Source organism: Bradyrhizobium sp. USDA 3364, assembly GCF_054056355.1.
This window is the reverse complement of the sequence record NZ_JBSRYG010000002.1, coordinates 6267539-6279685: the sequence shown is the minus strand read 5'-3', so window position 1 is coordinate 6279685 and position 12147 is coordinate 6267539. Positions and strand designations below refer to the sequence as shown.

Annotated in this window: 11 protein-coding genes; 8 read left to right on the top strand and 3 right to left on the bottom strand. The window is 64.7% G+C overall.

The features are described from left to right. Positions 1–46 precede the first annotated feature (46 nt). A complete protein-coding gene (locus tag ACVILL_RS29265; protein WP_456732223.1) occupies positions 47–1114 on the bottom strand; it encodes an ABC transporter ATP-binding protein in 1068 nt (355 codons plus the stop codon). Between the two features lie 206 nt (positions 1115–1320). Between ACVILL_RS29265 and gntR the strand changes: the two genes are divergently transcribed. The 4 genes from gntR to ACVILL_RS29245 all read left to right on the top strand — a co-directional run bounded on the left by gntR (position 1321) and on the right by ACVILL_RS29245 (position 6029). Then, positions 1321–2349 carry an HTH-type transcriptional regulator GntR gene (gntR, locus tag ACVILL_RS29260; RefSeq protein ID WP_456732222.1) on the top strand — a complete coding sequence of 343 codons (1029 nt, stop codon included), beginning with the start codon at positions 1321–1323 and terminating at the stop codon, positions 2347–2349. Positions 2350–2561: 212 nt separating this feature from the next. Then, positions 2562–4400: an IlvD/Edd family dehydratase gene (locus ACVILL_RS29255; RefSeq protein WP_456732221.1), complete on the top strand. Its 1839-nt coding sequence runs from the start codon at positions 2562–2564 to the stop codon at positions 4398–4400. Positions 4401–4525: 125 nt separating this feature from the next. Next, positions 4526–5257 (top strand): SDR family oxidoreductase, encoded by a 732-nt coding sequence (locus ACVILL_RS29250; protein WP_456732220.1) that lies wholly within the window; start codon positions 4526–4528, stop codon positions 5255–5257. Between the two features lie 25 nt (positions 5258–5282). Then, on the top strand, positions 5283–6029 hold the full coding sequence (locus ACVILL_RS29245; protein WP_456732219.1) for an SDR family NAD(P)-dependent oxidoreductase: 747 nt from the start codon (positions 5283–5285) through the stop codon (positions 6027–6029). 502 nt (positions 6030–6531) lie between these two features. Here the strand turns inward: ACVILL_RS29245 and ACVILL_RS29240 are convergent. Further along, entirely contained in the window at positions 6532–7401 is an 870-nt protein-coding gene (locus tag ACVILL_RS29240) for a LysR substrate-binding domain-containing protein (protein WP_456732218.1), read from the bottom strand. A 94-nt stretch (positions 7402–7495) separates the two neighbouring features. Between ACVILL_RS29240 and ACVILL_RS29235 the strand changes: the two genes are divergently transcribed. From ACVILL_RS29235 to ACVILL_RS29220, 4 genes are all read left to right on the top strand, one after another. Next, positions 7496–8410, top strand: a complete 915-nt coding sequence (locus ACVILL_RS29235) for a DMT family transporter (RefSeq protein WP_456732217.1) — start codon at positions 7496–7498, stop codon at positions 8408–8410. Positions 8411–8497: 87 nt separating this feature from the next. Next, a complete protein-coding gene (locus tag ACVILL_RS29230; RefSeq protein ID WP_456732216.1) occupies positions 8498–9178 on the top strand; it encodes a site-2 protease family protein in 681 nt (226 codons plus the stop codon). A 102-nt stretch (positions 9179–9280) separates the two neighbouring features. Further along, positions 9281–9688, top strand: a complete 408-nt coding sequence (locus tag ACVILL_RS29225; protein ID WP_456734394.1) for a hypothetical protein — start codon at positions 9281–9283, stop codon at positions 9686–9688. A 345-nt stretch (positions 9689–10033) separates the two neighbouring features. Beyond that, positions 10034–11269 carry an ABC transporter substrate-binding protein gene (locus tag ACVILL_RS29220; RefSeq protein ID WP_456732215.1) on the top strand — a complete coding sequence of 412 codons (1236 nt, stop codon included), beginning with the start codon at positions 10034–10036 and terminating at the stop codon, positions 11267–11269. 80 nt (positions 11270–11349) lie between these two features. On the opposite strand, the gene ACVILL_RS29215 is transcribed toward ACVILL_RS29220, so the two are convergent. Next, a complete protein-coding gene (locus ACVILL_RS29215; RefSeq protein WP_456732214.1) occupies positions 11350–12144 on the bottom strand; it encodes a cell envelope integrity protein TolA in 795 nt (264 codons plus the stop codon). Between the last annotated feature and the right edge of the window lie 3 nt (positions 12145–12147).

Sequence of the window (12147 nt, the reverse complement as noted above, 5' to 3'; positions counted from 1 at the left end):
ATCCCGGTCGAAATGATGCACTGACGAGACGTGCGGGCGGCGATGGTCAGCTATCCAATCGCTTCCCCGTCGAATCGTCGAACAGATGGACCAGGGCGGGGTCCGGCTTGAGCCGAACCTTGTCGCCCGGGTTGAACAGATGGCGCTCGCGGAACACGGCGACGACCTGCTCGCCGCCGAGCTTGGCGAACACCTGGGTCTCCGAGCCGGTCGGCTCGACCACCACGATCTCGGCCTCGGCGCCGTCATCGGCGATGGTGAAATGCTCGGGCCGCACGCCGTAGACGGCGGGCTTGCCGTCGGAATTGGCGGGCGCCGATTTCAACGGCAGCTTGACGCCGTTCGGCCCTTCGAAATAGGCCGCGCCGTTCACCTTCACATTGCCCTTGAGGAAATTCATCGCGGGCGAGCCGATGAAGCCGGCGACGAACTGGTTGGCCGGCGTGTCGTAGAGCTCAAGCGGCGAGCCCATCTGCTCGACGATGCCGTCATGCATCACCACGATCTTGTCGGCCATGGTCATGGCCTCGATCTGGTCGTGGGTGACGTAGACGGTGGTGGTGCGCAGCCGCTGGTGCAGCTCCTTGATCTCGGTGCGCATCGCCACGCGCAGCTTGGCGTCGAGGTTCGACAGCGGCTCGTCGAACAGGAACACCTGCGGATCGCGCACGATGGCGCGGCCCATCGCGACGCGCTGGCGCTGGCCGCCGGAGAGCTGGCGCGGATAGCGATCGAGCAGCGGCGTCAGCGCCAGGATTTCCGCGGCGCGCTTGACGCCGGTCGAGATTTCCTCGGGCTTGGCGCCGCGCAGCTTGAGCGAGAAGCCCATGTTGTCGGCGACCGTCATGTGCGGATAGAGCGCGTAGTTCTGGAACACCATCGCAATGTCGCGCTCTTTGGGCTGGACATTGTTGACGACGCGCTCGCCGATCGAGATCGTGCCCGAGGTGATGTTCTCGAGCCCCGCCAGCATGCGCAGCAGGGTCGACTTGCCGCAGCCGGAGGGGCCGACGAGTACGACGAACTCGCCGTCCTCGATCGGGATCGACACGCCGTGCAGGACCTCAAAATTGCCGAACGATTTCCGCACGTCGCGAATCTGGACCGACGACATCCACTTCCCTCCTCAAGTTCCCGACGACGTACGACGAGTGCCGTCACCGCTCTGTTTTGTTCTGGCCGCGCTGGGTGCACGGCACAATTTGGACTGACGTTATTGTCCGCAGTTTATCCGGTTTTGGCAATCGTTCGATTAGCAATCGCTTGGTAGCGCTGTCAATATTGGTTTGTCTGCGACGAACGTCGTGGTATGTGCGGTAAATGGCCCGAAAGCGCATCACGCCAGGCAAGATACGGCTCGCCGAAGTCGCGAAACTCGCCGGTGTCAGCCCGATTACGGCCTCACGCTTCTTCAGGAATCCGGAAGCCCTCTCGGCCGGCAAGCGCGCGCGGGTCGAGAGTGCGGCAAAAGAACTCGGTTACGTGCCCAATCTGGCGGCACGCGCGCTTGCGTCGCAGCGCACCGAGGTGATCGGTGTCCTGATCCCGTCGCTGACCAACAACGTGTTCTCCGATGTGCTGCGCGGCATTTATGACGCGCTCGACGGCAGCCGCTACAGCATCCAGCTCGCCAACACCCGCTACAGCATCCTGCAGGAAGAGCGGTTGCTGCGTCTTTTTCTGGCACAGAAGCCGGCTGGCCTGATCGTCACCGGGATCAACCAGACGCCGGATTCACGGACCATCATGGAGACGGTCGATTGCCCGATCGTCCAGATCATGGAGGTCGGTCCCTCCCCGATCGACATGATGATCGGATTCTCGCATTTTGACGCTGCAAAAGCCGCAATCGGCCATCTGCTTGCACAGGGCTACCGGCGGATCGGCTTCCTCGGCGCGCGGATGGATCCGCGGGTGCAGCGCCGGCTCGACGGTTACCGCGCCGCGATGACGGACGCGGCGCTGTTCGATCCGCAACTCATCGTCACGACGGCGATTCCCACCTCGGTAACGCTGGGCGGGACATTGTTTGCCGACCTGCTCGCCAAGGCGCCCGATATCGACGCCGTGTTCTGCGTCAATGACGACCTCGCGCTCGGCGCCTTGTTCGAATGCAAGCGGCGGCACATGGCGGTGCCGGGCCAGATGGCGATCGTCGGCTTCAACGACCTCGAATTCATGGCGTCGAGCGAGCCGACACTGAGCAGCGTGCGCACCAACCGCTACGAAATGGGCAAAAACGCTGCCACGATGGTGATCGAGACGCTGGAGGGGCACAGGCCCAGCGCGCCCGTCGTCGATCTCGGCTTCAGCATCATGGAACGGCAAAGCTCGGCGCGACGCGGCTGACATCCGCCCGACACGAGCTCGTCACAAGGGAAACGAAAATGACAAAATGATAGCGCAACCAAGTGCCTTCAACTAAGGTCCAATCCATCCACCGAAACACCTGTGCGTGATCGCTTGGGTTTGTAATGCGCAACGATTTGCGCAAGGTAGAACAACGTTGAACCAGAGCCCTTGAATGGGCCCAGCAAGAATTTGCATTGCGGGAGAAACCAATGACAAAACCCCACACCAACGGGCACGGCGCCGCAGGCGAGACCAGCAAGGGCAAGGGCCGCAGGCTCCGCTCCCAGGAATGGTTCGACAACCCGCACAATCCGGGCATGACCGCGCTCTATCTCGAGCGCTACCTCAACTACGGCCTGACGCGTGAGGAATTGCAGTCGGGCAAGCCGATCATCGGCATCGCCCAGACCGGCAACGATTTGTCGCCCTGCAATCGGCATCACCTCGAGCTCGCGCACCGCGTCCGCGAGGGCATCCGCGCCGCCGGCGGCATCGCGATGGAGTTTCCGACCCATCCGATCCAGGAAACCGGCAAGCGCCCGACCGCGGCGCTCGACCGCAACCTCGCCTATCTCGGCCTCGTCGAGGTGCTGTTCGGCTATCCGCTCGATGGCGTGGTGCTGACCACCGGCTGCGACAAGACCACGCCGGCCTGCATGATGGCGGCGGCGACCGTCAACCTGCCGGCCATCGTGCTGTCGGGCGGGCCGATGCTGAACGGCTGGCACGAGGGCCAGCGCACCGGCTCCGGCACCGTGGTGTGGAAGGCGCGCGAGCGGCTTGCCGCGGGCGAGATCGACTATGAGCAGTTCATCGAGATCGTGGCCTCCTCGGCCCCCTCGGTCGGCCATTGCAACACGATGGGCACCGCCTCGACGATGAATTCGCTCGCCGAAGCGCTCGGCTTCTCGCTGCCGGGCTGCGCGGCGATCCCGGCGCCCTATCGCGAGCGCGGCCAGATCGCCTACGAGACTGGAAAACGCATCGTCGACATGGTCTGGGAAGACCTCAAGCCGTCGGACTTCCTGACCCGCGAGGCGTTCGAGAACTGCATCGTGGTCAACTCCGCGATCGGCGGCTCGACCAATGCGCCGATCCACATCAATGCGCTGGCGCGCCATGTCGGCGTCGAACTGTCGATCGACGATTGGCAGAAGTACGGCCACGACGTGCCGCTCTTGGTGAATATGCAGCCGGCCGGCTTCTATCTCGGCGAGGAATACCACCGCGCCGGCGGCGTGCCCTCGGTGGTGCGCGAGCTGATCAAGCACAAGCGCATCCATGAAGGCGCCATGACCGTCAACGGCCGCACCATGGGCGAGAATTGCAAGGAAGCGCCGCAGCCCGACAACGACGTGATCTGGGGCTACGACAAGCCGCTGGTGAAGGACGCGGGATTCATCGTGCTGCGCGGCAATCTGTTTGATTCCGCGATCATGAAGACCAGCGTGATCTCGAAGGAATTCCGCGACCGCTATCTGTCCAACCCGAAGGACCTCAATGCCTTCGAGGGCCGCGCCGTCGTGTTCGAGGGCCCGGAGGACTATCACGACCGGATCGAGGACCCCGCGCTCGACATCGACGAGCACTGCATCCTGTTCATCCGCGGCACCGGCCCGATCGGCTATCCCGGCGGCGCCGAGGTCGTGAACATGCAGCCGCCGGCGGCGTTGATCAAACGCGGCATCCTGTCCCTTCCCTGCATCGGCGACGGACGGCAGTCCGGCACCTCGGGCTCGCCCTCGATCCTCAACGCCTCGCCGGAGGCCGCCGCCGACGGCGGGCTCGCGATCCTCAGGAGCGGCGACAAGGTGCGCATCGACCTCAACAAGGGCAGCGCCAACATCATGATCTCCGAGGACGAGCTGCGCACCCGTCGTGCCGAGCTGAAGGCCAAGGGCGGCTTCCCGCACCCGGCCAACCAGACGCCGTGGCAGGAGCTCTACCGCCAGACCGTCGGCCAGCACGCCACCGGCGCCTGCCTCGAGCTCGCGACGCGCTACCACGACATTGCCGGCAAGGTCGGCGTGGCGCGGGACAATCACTAACGCTTCGACGTCATTGCGAGGAGCGCAGCGACGAAGCAATCCATAGCGCCGCAGCGGAGGAATGGATTGCTTCGCTTCGCTCGCAATGACCAAACAAAAATCAAGACGAACTCCGGGAGATATGAATGTCCAATCGACTGAAGGGAAAGCGCGCCGTTGTCACCGCCGCGGCGGCCGGCATCGGGCGCGCATGCGCGATCGCATTCGCCCGTGAAGGCGCGACCGTGATCGCCACTGACATCAACGAGAGCGGCATCGCCACGCAGGGCAAGGAAGGCATCGCCGAGACCGCCCGGCTCGACGTTCGCAGCACCGCCGACGTCAACAGCTTCGCCAAGCGCGTCGGCAAGATCGACATCCTGCTCAACGCGGCGGGCTTCGTGCATCACGGCACCATTCTGGAGTGCTCCGACGAGGACTTCGACTTCTCGTTCGATCTCAACGTCAAATCCATGCACCGGACCATCAAGGCATTTCTGCCTGCGATGCTGAAAGGCGGAGGCGGCAGCATCGTCAACATTTCGTCCTGCGCGGCGCTGCGGCCGCCGGCCAATCGTTACGTCTACAGTGCGTCGAAGGCGGCGGTTTCGCTGCTCACGCGCGCGGTCGCGCTCGACTTCATCACCCAGGGCATCCGCTGCAACGCGATCTGCCCCGGCACCGTCGAGACGCCTTCGATGCTGGAGCGCGCAGCTGCCGCGGGTCCGGATGGGCGCGAGAAGTTCGTCGCCCGCCAGAAGATGGGCCGGCTTGGCACCGCCGAGGAGATTGCGGCCATGGCTGTGTATCTTGCGAGCGACGAAGCCGCTTTCACCACCGGCGTCGACATGGTCGTCGACGGCGGCTTCATGCTCTGACGTTCCCGATCAAAAGGCATCCAGCATGAACAAGATTGATCTCAACGGCCGCTGCGCCGTCGTCACCGGCGGCGCGCAGGGGTTCGGCCGCGCCATTACCGAGCGCTTCGTCGCATCCGGGGCCAAGGTCGCGATCTGGGATTTCGACCAGCCGCTGGCGGAAAAGACCGCGCGGGCGGTCGGCGAGAACGTGATCGCGATCAAGACCGATGTCACGGACCCAGATGCCGTCGACGCTGCGCGCGATCAGACGCTCAGGACATTCGGCAGGATCGATATTCTGGTCAACAATGCCGGCATCACGGGGGCCAACAAGCCGGTCTGGGAAACCGATCTCGACGACTGGCGCCGGGTGATGCGCATCAATCTCGAAGGTCCGTTCATCTGTTGCAGGGCAATCGTGCCGACCATGATCGGCCGGAAATACGGTCGCATCGTCAACATCGCCTCGATCGCCGGCAAGGAAGGCAATCCGAACGCCGCGCATTACTCCTCGTCGAAGGCCGGCCTCATCGCATTGACCAAATCGCTCGGCAAGGAGCTCGCGCAGCACGACGTCCTGGTCAACGCGGTGACGCCGGCTGCGGCGAAGACCGCGATCTTCGACCAGATGACGCAAGCGCACATCGACTTCATGCTGTCGAAGATTCCGAAAGCCCGCTTCGTGCAGGTCGAGGAGCTGGCTTCGATGGTGGCCTGGCTGGCGTCCGAGGACTGCGCCTTCTCGACCGGCGCGGTGTTCGACATCTCCGGCGGCCGCGCGACGTACTAGGCACGGATGGATTTAGGGCCGATCGGTCGCAAGTCCGGTCATGACGATACGCGATTGCCTTATCGCCACAGGCGCGCGTAACAAAAATGGCGAAAACAACCCCATGCAAAGGAGCTGGCGGTTGCCGGCTTCGACAAGGCAACTTGACCCGTCGGGCAAATCAGGGATAGATTTCCAATATTCCGAAATTATGCAAGCGCCTCGCCCTGCCCGCAGGTGGAGGGCAATCGCATATGACGATTGTCGGCTATGAACCTGCTCGGCCTCATGGTTCGAGACACGCCGCAGGCGGCGCTCCTCACCATGGGTTTGAGATTTCGCCGCGAAACAAGACCTCATCCCCGCGCAAAGGCTTCGCCTTTGTCGCTGGAGGAGCCCGCCAAAGGCGGGCGTCTCGGAGGATGGGCCACAACGAAGCAGCCTGCCGCGGTCCTTTCATATACGATTGCCCGGCCCCGCAAGCGGCAGATGGGACGCAGTTCCAGCGCGGCAGATCCCTCTTCTAACTCCCCCGCCTCACCGGCTGCCGAAGTGCTGCGACGAGATGATCGGCCAGCAGTGATGCCGCGCGCGACAGGTTTGGCGCGCGGTGCAGTCGGATCTCCGCACGTGGCAGCGGCGGCATGCCGTCGCGCGCGGTCAGGCGCCGCAGCGTCGGCGGAAAGGTGCCCGACTTGACCACGGTCACGGCGAGCCCCTGCGCCGCGATCGCCTCGACCGCGGACAGGCTGTGGCTGACGAAGGCAAGCCGCCACGGCCGGTCGGCTTCGTCGAGCGCCTGCATCGCCCAGGCCCTGAACAGGCAGCCCTGCGGATAGAGCGCGACCGGCAGCGGATCGAGCTCCTCGATGCGATGTGATGCGCTTGCGGCCCACACCGCCTGCTCGGTGCGCAGCAGTTCGCCCTCGCCGCGCCCCTCGGGATGCATCGCGATCACGAGGTCATAGGCTTCGCCGAGCCGGTCGGTCATCGACGACGTCAGTCCCGTCTCCATCTCGACATGGATCAGCGGGTAATTGGCGACAAAGTCCTTGAGCAGCGGCGGCACGATCAACGTGCCGTAGTCGTCCATCACGCCCAGGCGAACCCGCCCGTCGGTGCCGTGCGCGCGCACCCGGCCGACCGCCTCCACGTTGAGGCTCAGTATGCGGCGGGCATAACCGAGCAGCCCCTCTCCGGCCGCGCTCAGGTCGACGCTGGTCGTGCTGCGGTGAAACAGCTCCGCCTGCAGCCGCTCCTCCAGCCGCTTCACCTGCATGCTGACGGCGGACTGGGTCCGGTTCAGCGCCGATGCGGCGCGGGTGAAGGAGCGATGGTCCGCCACCGCGACGAAGGCCTGCAGCAGATCCGGGTCCAGGACGGGCGCGCTCATAACGATCCGTGATTTGTTTGATCAAATCTATTCCATTCCCTGATTATGCCCCCTTCCCTAGATTGCGCAAGCAAACCAGCGGGATGGAAACGGGATGGGCGAGATCTGGGGGGTGTTGGCGGCGGTCGCGTCGAGCGCGCTCGGCGGAACCTCGATCGGGGCAACGCGGTATCTCGCCGGCACCATCGATCCGCTGGCGATCGGCGCGTTCCGCTTCGGCATCGGCGTCCTGCTGCTGCTGCCGCTGGCGCTGTTGCAGCGCCGGAGCTGGCCGCCGCAGCGCGACTGGCCCGGCGTCGCCGGTCTCGGCCTGCTGTTCTTTGCGGCGTTTCCGATCCTGTTCAACGCCTCACTCATCTTCACCACCGCCGCGCGCGGCGCGCTCGCGCTCTCGACGCTGCCGCTGCTGACCATGCTGGTCGGCGCTGCGCTCGGCACCGAGCCGCTGACCGCGCGCAAGACCAGCGGCGTGCTGGTCACGATCCTGGGCGTCTCGATGGCGCTGCTCTCGGGCCTCGCCACGGCGCCGGCGGGCGCCTGGCGCGGCGACCTCCTGATGATCGCGGCCGCGCTCTGCATGGCGCTGTACAGCATCTGGTCGAAGCCACTCATCCGGCGCTTAGGCCCGATCCCCTTCACCACGCTCGCGATGGCAGCCGGGGCTTTGGTCCTCATCACGGCCTCGCTGTTGCGCGGCAGCTTTGCACCGGTTGCCGATTTCGGCGCGCCGCAATGGTTCGGCGCGATCTATCTCGGCGCCTTCGGCGCGGCACTCACCTTCTATCTCTGGGCGTTCGCGCTGGAGCGGACCACGCCGACCCGGGTCGCTATCTCGGTCACCGTCAATCCGATCGCGGCGTCGCTGGTCGGCGCAGCCCTGCTCGGCGAGCCGCTGAGCTGGAATCTGATGGCCGGGATCATCACCGTGTTCGCCGGCATCTGGATCGCGACCACCCAGCCGCAACAGGCGCACGCGGCCAAGCCCGCCGTCGCCCCCGACATGCGCTGACCTGCGGCGACGGGTCGCCAGCGAAGTCTTTCGCGAATCCGTGCTAGCCTGACGCCCGGTCCCGAGCGAACCCGAGGCGGTACGCAGTTGAACATTTCCCTCTACGACGTCTCCGTCTGGGTGTTGCCGCTGGTCATCGCGATCACGTTTCACGAAGCCGCGCACGGCTTCGTCGCGCACCGGCTCGGCGATGACACCGCCTGGCAGGTCGGCCGCGTCAGCTTCAACCCGTTGAAGCACATCGATCCATTCGGCACGCTGATCCTGCCCGCGATGCTGCTGTTCGCGCAATCGCCGTTCCTGTTCGGCTACGCCAAGCCGGTGCCGGTGAACTTCCGCAAGCTCAACCATCCCAAGCTCGACATGGTCTGGGTGGCGCTGGCAGGCCCGGTCACCAACATCATCCTGGCGATCGCGGCCGCGCTGGCATTCCACGCGCTGCCATTGGTTCCGGCGGATGCGGCGAAATGGACCGCGGACAACCTGAAAAACGCGTTCCTGATCAACATCGTGCTTGCGATCTTCAACATGATGCCGATCCCGCCGCTGGACGGCGGCCGGGTCGCGGTCGGGCTGCTGCCCAAGCCGCTGGCGATCCCGCTCGCCCGGCTCGAGCCCTACGGCATGCTGATCCTGATCGGGCTGTTGATCCTGCTGCCGGTGATCGGCAGGCAAGTCGGCCTAAATCTTGATGTTATTTCAACGATACTGCGAACTCTGACCGGCTATGTAATCAACGCCCTTCTCCTCATTACCGGAAACACATAGCCTTGATTTGCGCATGACCCGATCGGAAAACCGGAACCAACTTTTCGGGGTCATGCGTGGGCACAGGAACGCTTCGAGGCCATGGTGATCAAAGCTGCCGATATGCTGATTGCACGACGCGCCGACACCCGCGCGCGGGCCGACCTTGCAACCTGGAAGATGATGGCGAAGCTGAACGGCGCCTCCGCGCTGCCGCCCGAGGCGCAGAATTTCCTGGCCATCTACAAGCGACTGCTGGAGCAGATGAACGACGCCGAGGCCAGCGAGGCGACGATCCAGGAGATGTATCGCACCTACTATGCGGAGATGGGCGGCGCCGGCAAGGCACCGGAGGTTCCGGCGCGCTCGCGCGAACCGGTCGCCGACACCGGCAACGTCACCGCGTTCCGCCGCCTGCCGGCCAAGAAAGCGACCACCTCCGACCCGAACGCCAGGCGTCCGATGCCGGTGGCGCTGATCTTCGCCTGCCTCGTCGTGGTCTACGTCGCGATCCGCTACTACTGGAAATAGCGCACGGTCGGCGCGTCGTGTCATCCCCGCCTCTCATGGTCGACGCGCGGATGCCGCGGCATCCCGTCGCCTGCCACGACACTTAGCTCTACTGCGTCAGAACGCCCTGCCCCCTCATCCTGAGGAGCCCGCAGAGCGGGCGTCTCGAAGGATGTAGGCCACAGAACGGGCCTCATGGTTCGAGACGCGCTTCGCGCTCCTCACCATGAGGGGCTTGTGACGCAGTAGCATTAATCGCCGCAGCGTGGAATATCGCGCGCGATCGATCGCGCCGGTGCCCTAGGCGATGCGCCCGATGCCGGGCATAATGCGGAACTCAAAAAACAAAATCATATTGGAGGGAAGATGAAGCGTTCCATTGCAGCCTCAGTCACGACAGCCCTGGTCATGACCACGAGCCTTGTGTTCGCCGGCTGCGCGTCGGCGCAGGCGGTGGACAAGGTCGCCAAGGTTGGCGCGCTCGGCGACCAGTCCGGTCTCTATCAGGATATCGGCGGTCCCGGCTCGACGGTGGCGGCGCAGATGGCGATCGAGGATTCCGGGCTGCTGGCCAAGGGCTGGAAGATCGACCTGATCTCGGCCGATCACCAGAACAAGCCGGATGTCGCGGTCAACATCGGCAAGCAGTGGATCGACGTCGAGAAGGTCGACGTGTTCGTCGATCTCGCGGCCTCGAATGTCGGGCTCGCGATTGCCAACCTCGCCAAGGAGAAGAACGTCGTCAACCTGAACTCGGGCTCCGCCTCGTCCGACCTCACCGGCGCGCAGTGCTCGCCGAACACGGTGCACTGGGTCTACGACACCTACATGCTCGCCAACGGCACCGGCAAGGCGCTGGTGAAATCCGGCGGCGACACCTGGTTCTTCCTCACCGCGGACTATGCGTTCGGCCAGGCGCTCGAGCGCGACACCTCCGCGGTCGTCACCGCGAATGGCGGCAAGGTGCTCGGCAGCGTCAAGCATCCGCTCAACAACGCCGACTTCTCGTCCTTCCTGCTGCAGGCGCAAAGCTCGAAGGCCAAGATCGTCGGTCTTGCCAATGCCGGCGGCGACACCACCAACGCGATCAAGCAGGCCGCCGAATTCGGCATCGTCTCCGGCGGCCAGCGGCTCGCGGGCATGCTGCTGTTCATCACCGACATCAACGCGCTCGGCCTCAACGTCGCGCAGGGCCTGAACTTCACCGAGACGTTCTACTGGGACATGAACGACCAGACCCGCGCCTTCACCAAGCGCTTCATGGAGCGCTTCAAGAAGAACCCGCCGACCATGGTGCAGGCCGGCGTCTATTCGTCACTGATCCACTATTTCAAGGCGCTGGAGGCGCTCGGCGGCAATCCGCATGACGGCCGCGCGGTGGTCGCCAAGATGAAGGAGATGCCGACCGACGATCCGCTGTTCGGCAAGGGATCGATCCGTGTCGACGGCCGCAAGATCCATCCGGCCTATCTGTTCGAGGTCAAGAAGCCGTCGGAGTCGAAATATCCGTGGGACTATTACAAGCTGGTCGCCACCATCCCCGCGGATGAAGCCTGGCTCCCGCTCGAGAAGAGCGTCTGCCCGCTGGTGAAGAAGAGCTGAGCGCTCGCCATTCCGGGGCGCGACGAAGTCGCGAGCCCCGGAATGACGGCGATGTCTGATCCTAGCGAGCCGCCGGCTCGCTACTTCTTCGGCTTGTTGTAGTTGACGTCGAGGCTGAAGGAGAACTGATCCTGGGTCAGGTCGGCGGGCGGCGCCGGGACCGGATCGGAACGGTGGACCATCGAGACCGCCGCGTCGTCGAAAGCGGCATCGCCCGACGATTCCATCACGGCGACCGACAACACCTTGCCGACACGGTTGAGTACGAGCGCGATCTTCACCCTGGCCGTCTTGGCCTTGCCGTTGTCAGGATATTTCTTGTGCAGGTCGAGATAGGCGCTGATCTTCTTGCCCCATTTGGCCGTCAGCGCGAGCTTGTCCTTGCCGATACCGGGATTGGGTGCCTTGGTGGTCTCCGACTGACGCGCGTCGTCCAGCTTGGTCGGCGCGGCCGCCTCCGAGGCCTGCTGCGCTTCCTGGGCATTGGTCTCGACCTTGGCGACCTTGGCCTCCTCCTCCTTCTGCTTCTTGGCGGTGTCTTCCGTCACGATGCGGTCGGGGTCGTCGGCCTCCATCGGCTTTTCCTGAGGCAGGTCGGTGTCCTTCACCTCGGCCTTCTGCTGCGCCATTTCCTGCACGGCCTGCTGCTCGTCGGCCGGCGCGCCGGGCGGAGCTGAATCGTCGGGCACATCCGCGGAGGCAAGCTCGACGGCATACTCCGCGCCGGCGGCGCCAAGCCCCTCGTCACCGTCATCGCCGCGCAAATTCGTCAGCGCCAGCGCCGCACCGCCCAGATGCAGCCCGACCGCCGTCACCGCAGCGATCACCCAGAGCCGCTTGGACGCCCGCAGATCGAGATCGGGGTTGCTGGACATCGT